Annotated in this window: 14 protein-coding genes; 4 read left to right on the top strand and 10 right to left on the bottom strand. The window is 57.9% G+C overall.

The genetic code is table 11. The features are described from left to right. Nucleotides 1–12: 12 nt before the first annotated feature. Nucleotides 13–1,743 (bottom strand): glycosyltransferase family 4 protein, encoded by a 1,731-nt coding sequence (locus tag ACIQT2_RS16285; protein ID WP_402948406.1) that lies wholly within the window; start codon nucleotides 1,741–1,743, stop codon nucleotides 13–15. Continuing rightward, nucleotides 1,740–2,954, bottom strand: a complete 1,215-nt coding sequence (locus ACIQT2_RS16280; protein WP_402948472.1) for a glycosyltransferase family 4 protein — start codon at nucleotides 2,952–2,954, stop codon at nucleotides 1,740–1,742. Before ACIQT2_RS16280 ends, ACIQT2_RS16285 begins: the two co-directional genes overlap by 4 nt. A gap of 937 nt (nucleotides 2,955–3,891) precedes the next feature. Here ACIQT2_RS16280 and ACIQT2_RS16275 point away from each other — a divergent pair. After that, nucleotides 3,892–5,613, top strand: coding sequence for a hypothetical protein (locus ACIQT2_RS16275; RefSeq protein WP_402948403.1), 1,722 nt, complete (start codon nucleotides 3,892–3,894; stop codon nucleotides 5,611–5,613). A 741-nt stretch (nucleotides 5,614–6,354) separates the two neighbouring features. On the opposite strand, the gene galU is transcribed toward ACIQT2_RS16275, so the two are convergent. After that, nucleotides 6,355–7,248, bottom strand: coding sequence for a UTP--glucose-1-phosphate uridylyltransferase GalU (galU, locus tag ACIQT2_RS16270; protein ID WP_402948400.1), 894 nt, complete (start codon nucleotides 7,246–7,248; stop codon nucleotides 6,355–6,357). Nucleotides 7,249–7,794: 546 nt separating this feature from the next. On the opposite strand from galU, the gene ACIQT2_RS16265 reads away from it, so the two are divergent. After that, entirely contained in the window at nucleotides 7,795–8,871 is a 1,077-nt protein-coding gene (locus ACIQT2_RS16265) for an LCP family protein (RefSeq protein ID WP_400328604.1), read from the top strand. Between the two features lie 63 nt (nucleotides 8,872–8,934). Here the strand turns inward: ACIQT2_RS16265 and ACIQT2_RS16260 are convergent, their stop codons facing one another. Next, nucleotides 8,935–9,717, bottom strand: a complete 783-nt coding sequence (locus ACIQT2_RS16260; RefSeq protein WP_402948397.1) for an alpha/beta fold hydrolase — start codon at nucleotides 9,715–9,717, stop codon at nucleotides 8,935–8,937. A 452-nt stretch (nucleotides 9,718–10,169) separates the two neighbouring features. Between ACIQT2_RS16260 and ACIQT2_RS16255 the strand changes: the two genes are divergently transcribed. Next, nucleotides 10,170–10,565: a hypothetical protein gene (locus ACIQT2_RS16255; RefSeq protein ID WP_402948394.1), complete on the top strand. Its 396-nt coding sequence runs from the start codon at nucleotides 10,170–10,172 to the stop codon at nucleotides 10,563–10,565. 480 nt (nucleotides 10,566–11,045) lie between these two features. Continuing rightward, nucleotides 11,046–12,416, top strand: coding sequence for a sugar transferase (locus ACIQT2_RS16250; RefSeq protein WP_402948391.1), 1,371 nt, complete (start codon nucleotides 11,046–11,048; stop codon nucleotides 12,414–12,416). A 12-nt stretch (nucleotides 12,417–12,428) separates the two neighbouring features. Here the strand turns inward: ACIQT2_RS16250 and ACIQT2_RS16245 are convergent, their stop codons facing one another. The 6 genes from ACIQT2_RS16245 to ACIQT2_RS16220 all read right to left on the bottom strand — a co-directional run bounded on the left by ACIQT2_RS16245 (nucleotide 12,429) and on the right by ACIQT2_RS16220 (nucleotide 19,312). After that, nucleotides 12,429–13,796, bottom strand: a complete 1,368-nt coding sequence (locus ACIQT2_RS16245; protein WP_402948389.1) for an O-antigen ligase family protein — start codon at nucleotides 13,794–13,796, stop codon at nucleotides 12,429–12,431. Then, a complete protein-coding gene (locus ACIQT2_RS16240) occupies nucleotides 13,793–14,557 on the bottom strand; it encodes a WecB/TagA/CpsF family glycosyltransferase (RefSeq protein WP_402948386.1) in 765 nt (254 codons plus the stop codon). Before ACIQT2_RS16240 ends, ACIQT2_RS16245 begins: the two co-directional genes overlap by 4 nt. Next, nucleotides 14,554–15,582: a glycosyltransferase gene (locus ACIQT2_RS16235; protein WP_402948383.1), complete on the bottom strand. Its 1,029-nt coding sequence runs from the start codon at nucleotides 15,580–15,582 to the stop codon at nucleotides 14,554–14,556. Before ACIQT2_RS16235 ends, ACIQT2_RS16240 begins: the two co-directional genes overlap by 4 nt. Nucleotides 15,583–15,972: 390 nt before the next feature. Continuing rightward, nucleotides 15,973–16,869, bottom strand: coding sequence for a hypothetical protein (locus ACIQT2_RS16230; RefSeq protein WP_402948380.1), 897 nt, complete (start codon nucleotides 16,867–16,869; stop codon nucleotides 15,973–15,975). 29 nt (nucleotides 16,870–16,898) lie between these two features. After that, nucleotides 16,899–18,131, bottom strand: a complete 1,233-nt coding sequence (locus tag ACIQT2_RS16225) for a lipopolysaccharide biosynthesis protein (RefSeq protein ID WP_402948378.1) — start codon at nucleotides 18,129–18,131, stop codon at nucleotides 16,899–16,901. Next, nucleotides 18,119–19,312 (bottom strand): polysaccharide pyruvyl transferase family protein, encoded by a 1,194-nt coding sequence (locus ACIQT2_RS16220; RefSeq protein WP_402948375.1) that lies wholly within the window; start codon nucleotides 19,310–19,312, stop codon nucleotides 18,119–18,121. The genes ACIQT2_RS16225 and ACIQT2_RS16220 overlap by 13 nt, the downstream gene beginning before the upstream one ends. Between the last annotated feature and the right edge of the window lie 4 nt (nucleotides 19,313–19,316).

The raw sequence follows: 19,316 nt of genomic DNA, 5'->3' as shown, positions 1-19,316 counted from the left end.
GTCTCCCAATGCCTACGCGCCCAAAGACTTGTACGCTGTGTCGTACGCCTTCGCATTGGCCCGCCAAGTCCTCGTAGTCAAAACTCGCTCCCTGCCCGCATTGCCCATCTGCTTCCGTAGGTTTGCGTCACAAAGCAGCTCCGCCACAACCTCCGCCAGCGCCTTCGGGTCCTCTGGTCTGGCGAGGCGCCCGTTCACACCGTCGAGGACGATCTCACGCAGTGCGGCTAGATTGCTGGCAACAACAGGTCTGGCTGATGCCAAAGCCTCAATAGGCTTCAAAGGGGTCACGGCCTGTGTCACCGGCAGATCCTTTCGGGGGACCACGAATACGTCCAGCGCAGCATGATACAGGCGGGCTGATTCAGGGCTGACACGACCCGGGATTATGGTTCGTGCCGAAAGCCCCAGGTCTTGCACTTGGCTGCGAAGGCTTGGAGCAGCGACACCATCCCCCACAAGGACCAGCACCAACTTTGGCAGTTTGGGTGCAAGCAGTGCAAATGCACTGATGAGGTCATCGAGACCTTCGTAGTCCACGAGGCTGCTGACCGTTCCAAAGTACAGACCGTTGGGCTCTAGCCCCAAGGCCCTCCTTGCGTCCGAATGGGATAAAGGTTCATCCAAGTAGGAGCCGCCAACCGCATTAGGGGTCAAAAGTACCCTGCTTTCAGGCACACCTGACGCAACAATATTGCGTTTCATGGCATCCCCAAGCGTAACAACGAGGTCCGCGCTACGCATTATTTCCGCTTCGCGCTGTTGGAACAACTCATAACGTTCGCTGAATCGGGCTAGATCGTCGCGACTCGACGCCCATGTGTCAGCGAGATGGCCGCGGACCTCGTAAACCCAAGGTATGTCCAAAGCCTCCGCCACCTCTCGAGCCACTATGCCATTGACGAAGTGGGTCGTCGTGTGAAGCACGGACGGTCTGAAATGTCTGGCAATTGTGATGAGCGCTGAACTTTGCTGTTGCAGACGTCCGTCCATGTACGGAGCCATTTTCGCAGGCAGCAGGCGTTCGTACTGAACTCCGTCTACAAGATCCCTCCTGCGGGCCGTAAGTTCGCCAACTTGCACGGGGTACCCCAGCCGCGTCACTGCGAGGGTTTCCCAGCCAGCTTTCTGTTGGGCCTTCAAAACAGAGTGTGATCTACGAGCGTAACCGCTATTCGTATGAGGAACAGAGTTAGTTAGGAGATGGAGCACTCGGAGTGGTCTTGAAACTATAGGAGTCGAAGGCGGCAACACAGGCCGCCAGCCCCGGAAGACCTCCAGCTCGGATTCAAACCGCCGGCGCTGCTTGGCCAAACTTCTAGGTTGATCCTTCAGTGTCTCGACAGCGCCAGACATGTCGCCGGCATACCACTGACGTCTGGCCAAGGTCGCGGGCAGCCTCTTAGCTGGTTTTGACTGCGCCAAGAAGACATCAGCCCAGTCCGGCTGACCTGCGGCCACCGCAACTTCCGCAGCCCAGCGGGCTTTATTGCCTCGCACGCCTCTGGCCTGGGCATTTTCAAACCGCCGCTGCAGGCCTTTCGTGTCCCCTGACAAATAGCTCGCTAAGAGAAAAACCGTTCTACCGGATGAAGGAGCACAGCTCCCAAGGAGTCGAGCCAGAGGACGAACCAACCGCGACGGAAACTTACGAACGATTTGGATGGCGAGGAAGATCGGAGACTCATTCAAATGGTCAGCCACAACGCCACATGCCAACATCACATTCTTGAAGAAGGTCATGCATCCTTCCCTTTCGAACGGGAAGGCTTGGTGGGCAATACGCTTGAGACTGCATTCATATAAAGACTCGCCAACTTGGCGTAGTCGGCATTGTCGCGGACCCATGCACGTCCGCCGTCGCCTGAGGACAGTCGACTGCGGTCACTGGCGAGTTCCCTCCACAATTTTGCAACGGCCTCGGGATTCGCGGACACAATATCACCGCCACGAGATTCCCTGATAATTCGTTCTGCTTCCCCTCTGACAACCGCGGTGACATGACGTCCGATGGCAAGGACCTCATACGTCTTCGAAGGAACTGTAGTCTCAAATGACTTCCAATCGTCCCTCAATGACACAATGCACGTATCGGCTTCACGGTACTTCTCAATTACTTCAGCACCTTGAAGAGAGGGATAGAAAGTGACCGGAGCTCCTAATTCTCGGGCCAGCCTCACCAGCTGAGGGCGACTTGTGCCATGCCCGACGAAAGTTAAGTGCATCGCTTCACCGAGCAGAGCGCTGGCTCGAATCAAGATATCCAGGCGCTGACTTTTGCCATGGTTTCCCAAATAGAGAGCCCTGAAGACATCGCTCTCCAGAGCCGGCGGGTCTAAAAAGGGCATGGAGCTAAGATCGAGGCCGTTGCTGACCGTCACGACGTTTGTGATTCCCCGGGCCCGCAATGTCTCGGCAAAACCTTCTGTTACCGTGACTACAAGTTCAGCACGTTGTTGTATGAATTCAACGACGCGCTCGACCAGACTCTTGACACTCCCCTGGACAATTCGTGCGTCTCGAGCCAGGTCAGGCCAGGCATCTCGCATCTCGACAATCAGGGGTACCCTACGGAGTCTTGAAATGACAAAGCCCGTAGCCAGCGTTGGGAGGCTCGGAGCAGTTGCGACGATCGCGTCCGGCCTTTTTCCCACCATGCCGGCAGGGACAGACGCCATAGCTGAAAAGAGTTGGTCCACGAATCGCGCCAAGGATGACGTGCCAAGATGACGCAAATAGGGGACTCGTCTAATAGTTTCGCCGTTAGGGCCTGTTTGCTTTGTGAACGCGAACCCGGCGAGCCGGCGTGGAAGCTCGCGACGTCCCCTCGGATAATGTGCCACTGGCGCGACAACGTCGACTTCCCACCCTGCTCTTACAAATTCACGGGTAAGTGCTATCCATCGCCGTTGGGGTGGGCTGTGCTCAGGCCAGTAAGAATGAGTGAGGAGCATGAGTCGCAGAACCGGAGTGTCAGATGCTGAGTCTTTGTCCCGTGCAAGGGTGGTAAACATAGCCCTACTTGCCGTGAAGCTTGGCGCCGCGAATCCCTTTGGAACGCAGAGCTCGGAAGTACGCTGCACCCAGAAGGAGCAACACCAACACAGTCAAACCCTGAACAACGGGATTGCTCTCGGCGACAGGAGCGATCGCCACTTTCAGGGGACCAGCAATTGCGGCACTGACGACAGGTGATTCCAGGGTACTCGCGGGGGCTGTGGGCGACGGAGTCGTCTCAACGGGCGCTACGGTCGCAACTTCCTCAGGGACAGGCTGTTCGACGACAAAGTCTTGAACACCGGATAGAGGCGTCGAAACCTCAGCCGGCGCTCCAGGTGCAGCGGGAACATCCGCGACCGGTGGTACCACGATTGGGGCCGCCGGAGCAGGCGCTGACGGTGTCGGATCGGCTATCTGCGGGGGCTGAGCGGAGGTGGGCATCGGTTCCGGTTCCAGCGGTTCGGGGATCGGTTCTGGCAGTGCCGGCGGTAGAACAACTGGCGGCACCGGGACAACTGGTGTGGGCGGGTCCGTTGGTGCACCCCCCGGGTCCGTCGGCTGCTCAGACCCGCCTGGAGGTGACGTTTCCGTCGCCATCGCGGGTTGCGTTCCGAGAAACCCAAGAATGGCCAACATCACAATCACGATGGCGGCTTGAACACGTTTGATTCCTGTGCCCAACTTTCCCCCCGTTGTACGTGTATTTGAACGTTGGAAACGTCCACAAGCTCCGTCAGCATGGAGGTGCCGACGACTGGCCCACCACCTGTGCGATGACAGCCCGGTTTAGTTTATCGTATGGACTAGAGTCATCATTCCGCCTGACTGGGGCTCCTCTGAGCGTCCCCAACCGGATTACGAACTACTTCCAGACGCCGACCCGAGGAACAAGTGACGCACCCCAAGCTGCTCGACCGCGACATAGATCCCCGCCTTCCGTCCAACGGCCCCGTTGCCTCCAAGGGCCGCCGCGGCACCGCACTACTCTGCGTGGTGTGCCTCATAATAGCGGCAATCGCATGGGTTACTGGCCTTTCTCAGACGCCAGCGGATCATCAGGAAAGGCAAGTCGCAGGAGATGTGGATGCAGCCCCACAGTACCCCGTAAGCGGATACTTCATATCTGCCAGCAACGACGACGTGTTCAACCGAAACAAGCTGGCCGAGATTAAAAAGCTCGGCGGAGACACGGTCATCACTTTTGGGACGCTATTGAAGCCCGTATCACCTGCAGATCTTCCTCTCGACTGCATAGTAGAACGCAAGAGTTGCGGTCAGTTGCTCAATGACAAGTTACGAGTCAATCGCTACTTTACATATTCGGACGGTAGCCGGTGGGGTTCTCCGGCACTGAAGTGCCCTCAAGATAAAGAAGTTGCGACGGGCGAGAAGCTCTTCACAATTCTCGTAGTTCCGGTCGAGGGCAAAGGTTGCTCGTCTAGCAGTGGTACTTACGACGTAATTGTGGTTGGAGGAAGCAGCCGAAATTCCGACGATCCAGCTACGTCGTTGGCTAGCGCCGCCACCGAACTGGGCATGCAGTATTTTGCGGGCCTTCCATCCCCGGTTAAGAGGACTGACGTGGATTACCTTCCTGACCTCACCTACCAGAGAACGCTTGTGGCCTTCACCGAACGATTCTTGGAATATCAAGCAAACGTAAACAATGTCGCCGGCCTGGCAGGCTTCTACCATCACACAGAAATGCCGCTAACAAACAGCGATGTCTTCCAGCCCATTCTCAATCTCTACACACTCCAAAACCAAGCGATCCACCGAGTGTTCCCCACTCGCTCAGCAGTTATTAGCCCCTACCTAGATACTAGGCGTAACTCGCCAAGCATCACCCTCGATGCCGCACGGAAAGGTGCTCTTCGCATCGCAGAGACTTCCGCAGGCGTTCCGCTGAACGTGGCGATTCAGGACGGTATGGGAACCGGGAAAGCGGCTGCGTTCACGCCAGCAGAAGCACAAGCTTCAGTGGACAAGTATGCAGAGAGTGTAGTGGGTAAGGGCACCTGGGAGAGCAAGTACACGGCGCCGATCAGCGCTTATATGGATGCTGCCGCAGAGGGGTTGTCACAGAGCCAAGCGGTGCTCTGGGCAAATTTGGAAGGGATGGCGCCTGCCACTGGTTCCAATGCGTGTGGCAATAGTTTGCGCGGGCAGACGACCAAGACGCGGATAGATCGGCAACTTCAACAGCTCTATCGCGCCACAAGAGTCATTTCATTTATGTGGGACTCTTATTACACATGTGTCGGTGCTGGAACACCGCTAAAATCACAGGTGGAATCAGGCATCGACGCACCTGTAGTTACCTCCGCAACATTCCAAGCGGGTGCAGGGAAGGTCGAGATCGCCGGCTTCAATATCTCTGGGGGCAAGGCGACAATCGCATGGACCACAGCCAGTGGACAACGTAAACAGGTTTCCGCAGAGCCCAGTCTCACCAATCCAAGCCTAGGCAAGCAGCTGGGCCTACACCCCCAACTGGAAATGATCACAGTCGAAGTAGGCCCAACCACGCTCAAGCCCTCACAAAATCCTTTGATCAATGTTACAAATCGCTGGGGTGCTGGCGTGTCCTATGTCTCTTCACCGAATGGCTAGTGGCACGGAGTTTGCGCTTGGGAGATATGTCGCGCCCTGTGTCCTCAAAAAGTGCCGTGGCAGCAACGGGCCGGCGACAGCGTTGCAAGCTGAAGCTGAGGTGGCTGGAACGCAGCCCTTCGGGGTGCTGGGGATGTCAGTCCGAGGAAGTCCCCCATTTGCTCCGCGCTCCTAATCCCAAGGAGGCGCGGCCCTCCTGACGGGCAACGCCCCTCACCACGATATCCGCCGCCTACCTCTAGTGCCAGGGACAAAGAAAAAGCTCCCCGACGTGCAGTGGAGATGTCTAGAAACCACTGCACATACGGGAAGCCTTCGCACTAACGATACAACAGTAAGCACCTGACCTAAAATGTCGCGTCACACAGAGACACCCAGGAGCGATCTTCCACGAGATCTACTCAAAGAGTCTGGCGTGCCTGGTTGCGATAATATTCTTAGAAATACCTTGGGGAGAAATATGCCGAATTACATAATTAACGAAGGTCTTGAAACCGAAGAGGTCATCTCGGCGGCCAGTGCCATTGAAGGCAACATACAGTGGTGGTTTTACGACGCAAGGAATCGGACGAAAGAGATCCGGCTCACGAGTCACGTGAAATCGATCCGGGAAGTGGCGCACCCGTAGCCCGCGCACAAAAGAGCCGCCCGCACTGCGTGAGGACGGCTCTTTTTGTGTGGTCTTCGCCGTTACGGCCAAGAACCATTAGTTTACACGTTCCTGGGTAGCTGAGACGACAGCTACCCGAGGAACTCTTTCAGCCAGACTTTGAAGTCTTCACCGAAGTCCGCCCGTTCAGACGCAAGCGTCACTACGGCCTTTAGGTAGCTCAGTTTGTCACCCGTATCGTACCGGCGACCACGAAACACAACCCCATAGACGCCAGAGCCCTCACCGTCTCGCACGGCAAGCGTTTGAAGGGCATCGGTTAACTGAATCTCGCCACCACGACCAGGTTCCGTTTCTTCCAGTACATCGAACACTGAGGGATGTAGGACATACCGACCGATTACTGCCAGATTCGAGGGTGCTAAACCAGCCGGCGGTTTTTCTACCAAGCTCTTTACCCTGACGTAGCCCTCGTCACACACATGCTCAACTTCCGCGCAGCCATACGCGCTGATCTGCGAGGGTTCGACTTCAATGAGCGCAACAACAGAGCCTCCTGTCTTCTCATGGACCTCCATCATGACGGAAAGTAGCTCGTCACGCGCATCGATTAGATCATCGCCCAACAACACTGCGAATGGCTCGTCCCCAACGTGCTGGCGGGCACAAAGGACTGCATGGCCTAATCCTTTCGGTTCCCCCTGGCGGACGTAGTGAATGGGTCCAAGACCTGAGGCATGCTGCACCGCCCCCAACCTAGCGTCGTCGCCCTTTAGTTCAAGGGTACGTTCCAAAGCAGGTGCTCTGTCGAAGTGGTCCTCCAGAGCCCTCTTGCTTCGCCCAGTAATCATTAGGATGTCCGACAAACCAGAATCGACCGCTTCCTCTACAACGTATTGAATAGCGGGCGCATCTACGACTGGCAGCATTTCTTTTGGCATGGCCTTAGTAGCAGGCAAGAAGCGCGTGCCCAACCCAGCCGCCGGGATTACGGCTTTCCGAACAGTTCTTCCGATCGTAGTCATGCTTGAAACCTTATAGTTGACACACGTGACTACGAAATATTGCTGGCCAACATAGTCCGGGCAAGGAGGGCCGCATGTTGCGAAGCGACGCCAGTCAATGAACCTGTATCTGGCCCTCGGACATCCACTGGGTGGCCATTCCACCCCATCTGCGTCGGCAGGCTGTCTCTGTATCCCATTGAGGCGTCAACAACTTCAGAGAGTCCACAGTAGGCGCGAATGCGTAGTAACGAGTTTTGGCCACGTGTAGTCACTCTAAGGAGCCGAGAACCTGCGACGCAGACTCAGGAAGTAGCCGCAAAGTTCTGCCAACTCAATCAGCGAACACTCGCTTCCGCTTTGAGGCACGACACCGTCGGCGTGGTACACCTCAAACTGATCCAGCACGAAGCCACTCATTCCATCTTGGCGTGTGGAGTAAGTGGCTGGCCTCAGCCTGCGTGGGCCCACGATCCGCTCTCGGAGAAACTCTTCCCACATCAGGAGAAAAACTCGTCAACTCGAATTGATAGAATCGTCCCTGCTGACGCCGACACCTAGGAACCCATGACGCTGCCGACTGACACCGATTCTTCCTCGACCGAGTCCCGTCCCAGACGCCAAAAGAGTGGCAAAAAGACCGCCCGGAACGTACTCCTTGGCTTTGCCGCCGTGGTTGTTGTAGTTGGTCTGGTGTGCGGCCTTTATCTCTTCAACTTGGCCCAAACCTTCAACAACGGGTCCAGCAAAATTGACGCCGCCTTCCCCGAGGAGTCCACTCGTCCTCAAAAGGCGGAGCCGGTCAACGGCACTGCCGCCATGAACATTCTGGTCATGGGCAGCGACACCCGCGGAACCGACCAGGTGGACCTGGAAACCAATGCGGCCACGGACCAGCGTTCGGACACGTTGATGCTGGTGCACATTCCTGCCGACCGCAAGAACGTCTACGCGGTCTCCTTGATGCGTGACCTTTGGGTAGACATCCCGGGCAAGGGCGAGTCCAAGATCAACTCAGCTCTTGCCTACGGGGGTGTGCCCCTGGTGGTCCAGACGGTCGAGTCGTTGTTCAAGCAACGCATTGACCATGTGGCCATGGTGGACTTTGAAGGCTTCAAGGGCCTCACCGATGCTCTCGGAGGCGTTGAAGTTGACGTCAAGATTCCCTTTGCTCCGGCATCCGGCCCCATGAAGGGCCATTACTACGCTGCAGGAAAGCAAACGCTCAATGGCGACGAAGCGCTTGCCTTTGTTCGCGAGCGAAAGTCCTTCAGCGACGGCGACTACCAGCGTGTACGCAACCAGCAGGTCTACATGAAGTCGATCATCAGCAAGGTCATCGCCCGTGACACGCTCACCAACCCGGTGACCGTCAATAACATGGTCTCCGCCGTTTCTCCGTTTGTGAGTGTCGATAAAGGATTCGATGCGACGGCTATCGGAACGCTGGCCGTCAGCCTCAAGGATCTCCGGGCCAACGACACCGTGATGTTCACTCTGCCTACACTCGGCACTGGCACGTCCGCAGACGGCCAATCGATCGTCGTGGCGGACACTCAAGCCATCTCGGACATCGCAGCGGCACTGTCCAAGGACCAGTTGGGTACGTATGTCACGGCGCATTCCCTCCAAAAGGGCAACTGAGGCCTGACCGAATTATCCGTTCAACCCCGGCTCCCGCTGAACTGCGGCAGCCGGGGTTTGGCCTTAACTCCGGGTTGATTGAGTTACCTCGCGTACAAAGGCCCAAGCGTCAGCAGCCACGCGCTCAGGGCATTCCCACAAGACGAGGTGCCCTGTCTCCGGATAAATCGTGAACCGTGCACCAGGAATCCGTGCAGCGAGGGTTTCTTGGTGAGATCGGGGCAGCAGGTGGTCGTGCGCGCCCCAAAGGATGAGTGTCGGTGCCGGGATCGAGCCAACGTCCGTAGGCGGCACGGCTTCAAAAAGTCCCCTCATCGATGCCTTCCAGACAGCTGCCGGGATGGACAGTCCATCCTGAACGCGGTCTTCGATGTAGTCCGGAGCTACCGCGTGGAGCAGCCGGTACCAGGCCAGCGAGTCACGCACCCATTTCTCGGAGACTGGATCAGCCAGTTGCTCAACCTCGTCAGCGAAGACAGGACGCGCCTGCAAACTCAAGGGAGCACCCACCAGCATCAAGGAGAGCACCAAATCTGGACGGGTCACGGCCAACTGCTGGGCCACGTATCCCCCGCTCGAGGAGCCCAGCACATGGGCACGCTTCACCCCGAGGCACTCACACAAGGCGGCCACGTCGTCAGCAACCTCAATGAGTGAATAACCCTCTTCCGGCTTGTCGGCACCACCGTGCCCCCTTAGATCGGGGGCAACAACCACCGCCGAGGGAAGCGCAGCAATCAGCCTCACGAAACTCCGCCAGGATTCGCCCCAGGCGTGCAACAAGAGCAGCGGCGCAGCACCGTCGTCGTTCGTGTTCCCTGCAGACCCCTGTACGAAACACGTCACGCTGATCCCCGTGCGCAAAGCCACAGCCCTCACCCCGGACTCCATGGGGCCACCCTACGCCGCCAACGGGCGCTTGCATCAGTGGTTCCCACGGAACAACAACGGATAGGTGGCACGGCATGGTTATCCTCCCGGACGATGCAGGCTCCGGCTTACGCATCGTGCCTGCCAAAAAGGATAGGCAAAACTACCCTATTGAGTAGTCGCACCCAATTTATGCGCTATATTTTTGACAATAAAAAATGTTCTCACTTTGTCGGTGTACGCTCATTGGCAGAACAAATTAGAAATCTGTAGAAAACTTGCTTTTCACAGGAAAATATAGATGGGGGAAACCGTTGGGGGCGGATGAGCTATCGGCACGACTGTGGCGCGAACGTAGGCAACTCGATTACTTGCTCTTCGTCCTGGAAACACAGCTGCTGCATCTGGAAGCCGGAAATTGGCATCGCTTGAGTTTTACAGCGGCAGAACTCGAAAAAGTCATCGAGAACCTTAGGTTCGATTCACTGGCGCGAGGCATGGAGGCTTCCGCCCTGGTTTCCGAATGGACTGAACAGGAGCAGCAAACGCTCCCCTCGCTGGTCTCCCTTGCACCATCGGGCCTCTGGCAAGAACTCCTGGAGGAGCATCGTCGCGCAATGTCTTCACTCCTAAGCGGCATCGACATGGTTGCCGCAGCCAACAATTCCCTGTTGAAGGGTGGCACTCCGGCACCTGCCGGCGAAGGTAGCGAGGCGTCCGACGTCGACCTCTCCGCCATCGCACTTGCCGCCAACATCCAGCGCGCCGTGGCCGCCGTTGCGAGCGCTTCGCTGCCCGCAGTCAGGGAATTCCTGGGACCTTGAGGGGCGGTCCGGCGCCGCTCGCCGAGCGCGCAGGGCGGGGAAAGTATTCTAGGCGACCCGTTTATCAGCCAGCTGTCAATTGCGCGGATATTTCTAATCTGTGCACAAAATGGAGTATGTAAGTTGACTTGCAATTACGATGATACGCCAATACATTATCGCGGATCATCCAATCATTGCACTCAATTTGTAGCCCAACTAAAGTCCCTTTAGGATTGACGTTGAAGTGTCAAGTCAACAGCACGTAGCTGGGCTTGTGCGATCATTTTACGTACGCCGTCTTGGGCGTCGGGGCAGTTATGGGGGCTGAATCGTGAATGTTTGTGTCTTGACTTTGAAGACCACCTTGCTATGTCCGCGGCCATCAGCGGGCACATCACTCCGACATAAGTAGTAGTCGGCATGGCCACTTCGACTACAGCCTCGACGTCGACTGACTCCTCTGGCAGCACTCTCTGGCTTCGCTCACAAAGTACGCAGATGCGCGTTCTGGACCTGATTTGCGTGGTTCTTGCAGTTGGCGGAGCGCACGTTCTGCGCTTCGGGGCGGAGGACGCGTCGATCGCCGAGACGGAAGTCTCCTACGCGACTGTTTCGGTCCTGCTCGTCATCACCTGGCTGGGTGTGCTCGAATTCAGCGGAACCAAGGACATGAAGGTTCTGGGTACAGGGACCGAAGAGTACAAGCGAGTAGCGGCCTCTTCCCTGTGGCTCTTCGGAGCCCTCGCCGTGGTCTCCTACGTGTTTCAGCTCCAGACGGCACGTGGTTACGTTTCGGTGGCGCTCCCGTTGGGCGTACTGCTGCTGTTAGCGAGCCGCTGGCTGCAACGGCAAGCGCTCCACAAGGGACGGCGTGATGGTCTCTACCTCCACCGCGTTCTGTTGATTGGAGCCGCCCACAGCGTCGACCACCTGTGGAAGAGACTGAATCAACACATCGTTTCGGGGTATAAACCCGTAGCAGCGTTCCTCACGGATTCAGGCACCGTTGATCAAACGCTGCCGGTCTTGGGCACTAATCCCTCGGTTGACGATGTGCTCAACGCGATTGGGCAGCGGAAAGCTGACACCGTGGCTATATCCAGCGGAGCAGACCCCACGTTTCTACGCCACCTTGGGTGGGCACTGTCAGCCCGCGATGTGGGCATGATCATGGCCCCGGCGTTGACTGATGTGTCCGGTCCAAGAATTCACATCCAGCCAGTTGCGGGGCTGCCGCTTGTCCATGTCACCACCCCAAAACTCGAAGGAATGCAGGCCATAGCCAAGCGGGCCTTCGACGTTGTGGCGTCCACGGCGCTCCTCGCCGTGTTGTGCGTTCCTATGGCCATTGTCGCGCTCCTGATCAAACTCGACAGCCGCGGACCGGTGTTCTTCCTTCAAACGCGCATAGGCAAAGCCGGCGAAGCCTTCCACATGTATAAGTTCCGGTCCATGCGCACCGATGCCGAGGTGCAATTGGAGGCGCTCACGCAGCTCAGCGAAGGCAATGAAGTACTTTTCAAGCTGAAGAACGACCCCCGGGTAACGCGAGTGGGACGGTGGATCCGCCGGTATTCCGTGGACGAACTCCCCCAGCTCATCAACGTCCTCAAGGGCGACATGAGCCTGGTGGGCCCGCGTCCTCCCCTGCCACGCGAAGTTGCTGTCTACGAGCAGCACGAACACCGCCGTCTCATGGTGAAGCCTGGGATCACCGGCCTGTGGCAAGTGAGCGGCCGAAGCGATTTGTCCTGGGAAGAGTCAATTCGCCTGGACCTCTACTACGTTGAAAACTGGTCACCAGCGCAGGATCTGATCATCCTTTTCCGGACCCTTCGCGCGGTCCTTGCCAGAGATGGGGCTTATTAGCCCCAGCGAGGCTCAGCGCAGCTTCACCCGCTCGACTCTTAGTTGTTCTCTCCGAGGCTCCATTCCCTCTGCGCTGCGGGCTTTGTCCGCCATGCCATTGAAAGCCGCGAGGATCAGCGCCATGGGTACATAGATCTGCGGTGCGGCCAGTACGTTGTCGAAGAAGGCGTAGAACGTCATGGACAGCCCGAGGGATGCGATCAGCACTTTCTCCCGGCGTGCCGACTTCCTGGCCACATGGATGAACGTGGAAGCAATGAGAACGGTAAGCGCCAATGCCCCCACAAGGCCGAAATCAACGAGCAACTGAAGATAGGTATTGTGCGGGGCAATGAAGTACTCACGGACCAAGGCGATCGAAGACTCTTGGGAGAGTACAGCGTTGGCACCGGGTCCGTGACCAAACCACGGTTTCTCCTGAAAGCGTCCCCAAAAGTAGTCCCACGCGAGGTTTCGGCCAGACAGTCCATCGCCGTGGTACTCATCCTGACCAGTTGTTCTTTCAATCAGGACCGGCGCGATCTGCCAGCCTGCAAAACTGAGTCCGAGCAGCACGAAAGCACGCACCACTCCGGAGATGCGGGTTCTCGTCCTTCGTGTGAAGAGCAACAGGCAGACAATAACGAAGAACGCAACAATGACAGGTGCTCTGGTGGCGCTTGCAGCCGTCACCAAGATGCCAAATATCAAGGTGAGCAGCGAACCCCGCTTGTGGTGAAGCCAAAGCCAGAATGACGCTATGGCACCGAAGGCGCCAGCGGCACCCAGATAGGCAGGAGGGAGCGTACCTCCGAGTCGCGACATGTCAAAGTTCCCGGAAGTGAACAGCGGAATCACTCCTGCGGCGTCGAGCAATAGGCTCAGCGCCAGAGCAATGACAGGGACGAGTGAAACCACTCGTAGCGGCTCATCAGGCGACACCTTTCGCCAGTCGACGGCAAAGATCAGCCACGGCACCAGATAACCCGCCGTTGACGCCAGAAAGCCTGTGAGAGTCTGGGGCGGCTCGAGGTTCGTCAGGAGCGCATTGCCCAAAAGGACCCCATAGAGCGCTATGACCATGAGTACGGTAGCTGGCGGACGCCGAACACCCGCCATCAAGCACGCAAGCACCGTGATGAGAATGAGCGAAAGCTTTTGGACCGTGTTTCCCTGATCCTGAGCAATGAGAACCGCCAAAGCTTGCTCACCGATCAACAGCGGCACCAAATAGGCCCCGAACAAGGCAGAGGGCTTCTGCCAAATCATCAAAGCAGCGGCGATGCCAACAACGATCACGACAGCGACCCATGGAGCCGTAACTGCGAGGTAGGTGATGGGGAGCAACGACAGAACACAGAGGGCACCGATCACGGGTCCGCCCGCATCACGAATGTTCATGCTTTCAACTCTCCGCGCTGTCGGAGCCGGGTCCTCAACGTCAACAGAACAAACCGGGTGTTCCCAACGAGGTACCGCTTTAGCAAACGCCTCGGCTCCTGAACGAACCTGTAGCACCACTCGAGGCCCAGCCTCTGGATCCACAACGGTGCCCGCTTCAAGCGCCCGGAAATGACGTCGAAAGATCCCCCCACACCGAATGCCAAGCCTGCATTCAACTGCTCCTTGTGGCGGAGCACGAAGTGTTCCTTCCGGGGACTGGGCAACGCCAGGAAAAGCAGGTCCGGTTTGGCTGCTGCGATCGCCTGGACAACATCGTTCTCCTGACCGGGTGTCCAATATCCGTCGCGATAGCCCACCACGTTAACGCCCCTGCCTACGAAATCCTGGGCAACCGCTGCGACTACATCTTCCCTGGCCCCCAACAAGTACACCCGGTCTCCACGTTGGGGAGCCTTTTTGATCAGTTCCAGGAACAGGTCAATGCCGGAGACGCGCTCGGGAGCAGGAACGCCAAGGATACGGCTGGCCCATACGATCGACTGCCCGTCAGCGTTGCTGATTGCGCTGGTTTCCACGTATTGCCTCAACAGTTCGTCTTCCAGTGCATCAAGGACAATCGAAGCGTTCAGGTCGGCACGCCAATGACCACGCTGGGCAAGAAGGTTATGGCAGAGCTCCACGGATTCCTCCATGGTCAACAGGTCAAGGGGAAGATCGAAGACGCGCTCTCTACGGACCACCTGGTTGGCATCATTCATTCGCTTGTTCCCCCATCACCTTGTATCCACTCCGAAAGCCTCTTGAGCGCCGTGGTCTGTTCCCGGACCCTGCGGGTCCTGAGATCCACAATCAAACGTTCCAGCTCCGCTTGGCGGTGCACGGCATTGTTGGCTGCCTCGGCGTAAAGCTCTGCTTCAGGCGGAACGGTCAGGGCGGCGGTACCGAAGAAATCCTTGAGGACGGCAGTGTCCGACGTGATCAGCGCTTTCCCTGCGCACATGGCTTCGTAGCCGGCTCTCTGCATGGTGTCTTCTTCGGTAGTCGGCGCCACCAGGACGTTGGCATGGCCCAAGAGCCTGAGGTACTCCGACCTTGAGACAAACCCCGGGAACACGGTGTTTCCAGGATTGCAGTCCGTCTTGAATGACTCCGGGGCCCTGCCCGTGAAGACCCACACCAGGTTCGGAGCCAAATGGGTGGCGGCAGCCAACTCCGCCAACGGTTCGTCGTACGAGTAGGTGATGGGAACCAAAACGTATGTCTTTGCCTGCAATGCGGCCAGGTTCACGTCCTCAAATTCGCCCAGTTCGCCTACCTCGGGGTACGCCTCAATGAGATCGTGAAGCACCAGCGCTTCGGCGCCGTTGTCCTGGGCTTGATCGGCCAAGGCCTGGTTGGTGACGATCGCCAGATTGGGAGCTCCAAGGAGCTTGGCCACCAGCTTGCTGGCCCACTTCCACTTGGGGTCGTAAAAAGTGCCGGTGTGCAGGTCACCGCAAATGCGGACATCCTTCCCGACGGCGGCCCTCACAGCCAGCAGCGCCACGACAGGCGGCTGCATAACGATGACCTCAGTGGGTTTGTATTGACGAAGAAACTTCCTGGTTGACAGCCACAACCGCAGGTAACGCAACGGCAGCGGTCCGGACCCGCCGCCGTCGGACCATTCATCTATCCCCAAGCGGCGGGCAATTCCCTCACTGCGACCGTGGAAATCTATCCAACTGACAAAAACGGGCTTCTTCTGGGCAATGGCCGAGCCCGGCTGGAGCAAAGTGGTCACTAGCCTGCATCCCTCTCAAGAAATGTGCAGCCACGACGGATCATTTGCATTTTCTATTTCCCCCAGTTAGACGGTTAGGAAGAGCCGTCATGATCTTCCTTTGTATTCTACCCGTTGTGCTAGACCGGCCCGCTCCAAATCCAAGAGAAATGAAACCGTCTGGGTCCTGATTTCTTCGGTTGAAATCCCAAAAGCATCCGCCACGTTTCCGAGGACATCATCTTCTGGTCGAGGATTATCCGCACTTCCGAGAAACGACCAGATCAGGGCCGCTGGTCCTTGGAGGGCACGCGGACTCAGTTCCCCTTCCACATCCCGCAGATCCAGGACGTAAACGGAATCACCGTAATATTCGAAGGCCACCCCCGGAGGCCTGTACCAGCTGTCCATTTAGTTGACCCTGTTCCTGAAGAGGTTTATAGAAGCCGCAGGCAACGTTCGAATTCCTCGGGCCAGTCTCTTTGCACGTGTCCTCACCATTTCGAGATGGTTGGCATCCGCCATCCCCGGATCTTTCCGGAGCTCTTCATTGCTGGGATGCAGAGCCCTGAAGAAGATGCCGATCTTGGCCTTCCATCCAGCGGTCCTTATGGCGTACAGCCAACCACCCGTGGTGGCCTCGGCACTGGTCCGGTTGATCTTCCAGCGCGCCAGTTCAACAGAATCCAGATCATCAAAGGGGCCTGCAACGCCCAGTTCCCGCATCTCCTCCTCCAGGACCCGCCTGACTCGACCAACATCAGCCAACCGGACGAGTGCCTGAAACTCCGCCGGTTCCATGTCCCGCTTCAAGGCGGCCATGATCTCCGCATGCTGGACGTTGTCCTCGGCGGTAGGTGAGTTCCGCAGAACATGGAGCAGCGCGATAACCGCATTTGCCACACGACTGGCTGTCGGGACCGGGACGTTGGCCAGTTCACCTTCTATCCGGGTTTCCCACAGAAGGTCAAAGACCTCATCTGCCTTTCCAAAGAAACCCGGGAAATAGGAATGCACGTCAATATCGCTGGGCCAGTTTGCATGGATCAGGGTTCGTGAGTGGGGATCCAGGATGCTTGGCGAAAAGCGTACTTCACGGTCATTCCAACCATACTTTTCCAGAATGGCGCAGAACTCCGACATCCTGGACGGCTCCACGAGGATATCCGCATCGCTGGAAATCTTCTTGCTCCGAAGTCCCATCTTTTCAAGGAGGGGACCCTTGATGGCAAGTATGCGTACGGAATGCTCCGCAGCTATGCGGGCCACCAGTGCATATGCAAGCGGCGTAGCAGCGGCTATGGGCAAGGAGACCGCGGCTGAGTCTGCCGGTCTGCTCATTTGAGGCCCCCACCCAATTTTGATTTCTTTGCCCGCAAAAATATTACCCCGGGGACAAGCATCACCAGGTATGCAATGGAACCTGCAATTGCTGCGCCCACTGCCCCGAAAGGGGACAACACCACCATTCCACCCACGCTGAAAACAACCGCCGTGAGGGTGGCATAGGCCCGCATCCTCGCGTGTCCCGTCTTGACCAGGATTCCGTTGACAAGGAAACCCAGGCCCTTGGCCCAGCCACCGAAAGCGAGGATCAGTGCCGGCAGAACGGCTCCGCGGAACTCCTCGCCAAAAACCAAGGGAATGACGGCCCAGAGGCTGCCGGCGCAAACCACTACTCCAACGGTCATCACCAGTGCGCACCATTTGATGACACCGGTAAACTCTCCGGCCTTTCGTAATCCGTGCCCCCCAGCCATGGCTGCGTCCCTGAAGGGCTTGGCTGCGACGGTGAAGAGCTCAGCAACCAGCATGCCGATCGCGTAGTAGCCCAGTTGCTCCGCACCGATCAGGGGTCGAAGGACAATGGGGTCCAGATTGACCAGGAGTACGCCCCCGAGGCCACCCAGCACTGCCCAGTTCAGCGTCCTCAGCGGCCTCAAAGTCACCTTGCGCATGACCCGCGTTGTTGGGATGCCCACCTCGCGTGGAACCCGGAAGGAAACGGAGAGAAGGTACAGGTAACCCAGAGCCTGCGGTACCACCAAGGTCAAAACCGCCGTTTGCGGATTCAGGAATCCTGTGGCGAAGAACCCAGCGGTCAAGCACAGTCTGGACATCGCCGTGATCCACTTTTCCACCGAGATGGCAAGGATCATGTTGCGGTTCAGTGCATCTCCGCGTTGAACCAAGGCTGCGGCGAACATGACAGCCCCCAGGCCCAGGAGCATGCTCGAATCGGGGTGCAAGTAGCCGGCCTGCACAAAGATGTAACCCGCTGCCGCCGCGAGAAGGAAAGCGACGGCAAGCACTGCCATCCAGGCCCCGAACCGAAACCTCCGAAGCCAGTAGTTTCCGTAGACAGCGAGTGAGTCCGAGGTTCCGAGTCCCAGGATTGAAGCGGCCACCACAATAATGGATTGGCTGGTGGAGAAATCGCCTTGTCCTGCGGGACCCAGGGCACGTGTCAGCAGCGGGGCCACCAGCAACGAACTCAAAGGCACGAGCACTGAACCCAGGGCATTCAGTGCATGGTGGCTGCGCCTGACGGGCAGGTCTACAGCAACCATAGTGGTGGAGTGCTGACGAAATCAGGCTTGGCAGTCGCGCCGCGAAGGGTCATCGCGGCCTTGACTCCCAGTTCGGCAACCAAGTGAGCATCGGGGTTGTCTTCCCAAGCCACCACGGCGTCATCTGCTCCGTACCAATGGAACTGTCCCGAGAACTTGTCCACGTAGTCCAGCCCGACGCACGGGACACCCTGGCTGAGCGCGGCGACGCCGGCGTGCATGCGTGCAGTAACCACAACGTCGGCCAGGGCCAGCATGCCTTTCGCTTCCTGCGCATGACGGGGCACGGCCAACATCACGTCCTCGGCGGACGTACCACCTACCAGTTGCTCTGACATGGCTATGTCTCCGGGTTCGTCGCGAACATCATGCGGGAGGACCACCACAGCGAACCCTGCGTTCAGCAAAGCAATCATGTAGGACTGGAATCTGCGCGCCACTTCCTTGTACCCGGTACCGTTGAACGCCGCCAAGTGGGCGTTCGGAACAAGGACAGCAACAGGCCTGTCACGTCCCGCAACCCAGGACTGCAGCGCATCGATTGCAGGGCTCTTGCCCGGCTTCATATAAGCCGCCACATCAGGGTGAACTCCTACATCGCGTTGCAGGGCTTCTGCGGCACGCCGTTGGGAGTTCTTGTCGCGGGCGGTCAGCCGTACCCGCCTGTCCAGGCGTCGCAAAGACGTCAGTGCGTCCGGGCTGGGATTTCGGCGGAAGCTGAAGTTGGCCAATTCCGCACGCCGGCCCTGCGCAACCGAGACGTTCAGCAGGCTGACCCGTTGGGAGATGGACCGGATACCGTAGGCGCCGTCTATGGAGTCGGCCCCCAGGACTACAACCCGTTCTGCCCGAGTGAGGAGTCGCAGCTTACGGGCATCCATGTGCATCCGGCCAAGGGCAATGACCCTGTCAATCGACCGTACGCCGGCCACTCCCATCGCAGTCCAGGGTTCCACTGGTCCGGGAGTGTACAACTGGGGCGTGCCTGAAGACGCGATGATGCTGTCCCGGCTCCCCAGGATCATCCCTTCATCGCCGAATGAGCCGTAACTGGCCGGCGAAAGTACCGCGGTGACACCGGGTTTTGTTTGTGCCGGCCTTTGAAATCCCAGCATTCTCCGCTGGCCGTTGACCAGCGTCGGCGCCGCATATCCGGCAACCAGGCGGTTGAGATTACCCACAGGT

It is taken from the genome of Paenarthrobacter sp. NPDC090522 (assembly GCF_044769225.1).
Classification (GTDB): domain Bacteria; phylum Actinomycetota; class Actinomycetes; order Actinomycetales; family Micrococcaceae; genus Arthrobacter.
Note: the sequence above shows the minus strand (reverse complement) of the source record. Positions and strands in the feature narration are given on the sequence as shown.

Excerpts from the sequence above, each read along its gene's own strand:
- ACIQT2_RS16250 (WP_402948391.1), top strand. The coding sequence starts at position 11,046 with ATGCGCGTTCTGGACCTGATTTGCGTGGTTCTTGCAGTTGGCGGAGCG.
- ACIQT2_RS16240 (WP_402948386.1), bottom strand. The coding sequence starts at position 14,557 with ATGAATGATGCCAACCAGGTGGTCCGTAGAGAGCGCGTCTTCGATCTT.
- ACIQT2_RS16245 (WP_402948389.1), bottom strand. The coding sequence starts at position 13,796 with ATGAACATTCGTGATGCGGGCGGACCCGTGATCGGTGCCCTCTGTGTT.
- ACIQT2_RS16285 (WP_402948406.1), bottom strand. The coding sequence starts at position 1,743 with ATGACCTTCTTCAAGAATGTGATGTTGGCATGTGGCGTTGTGGCTGAC.
- galU (WP_402948400.1), bottom strand. The coding sequence starts at position 7,248 with ATGACTACGATCGGAAGAACTGTTCGGAAAGCCGTAATCCCGGCGGCT.
- ACIQT2_RS16280 (WP_402948472.1), bottom strand. The coding sequence starts at position 2,954 with ATGCTCCTCACTCATTCTTACTGGCCTGAGCACAGCCCACCCCAACGG.
- ACIQT2_RS16225 (WP_402948378.1), bottom strand. The coding sequence starts at position 18,131 with ATGGTTGCTGTAGACCTGCCCGTCAGGCGCAGCCACCATGCACTGAAT.
- ACIQT2_RS16265 (WP_400328604.1), top strand. The coding sequence starts at position 7,795 with ATGACGCTGCCGACTGACACCGATTCTTCCTCGACCGAGTCCCGTCCC.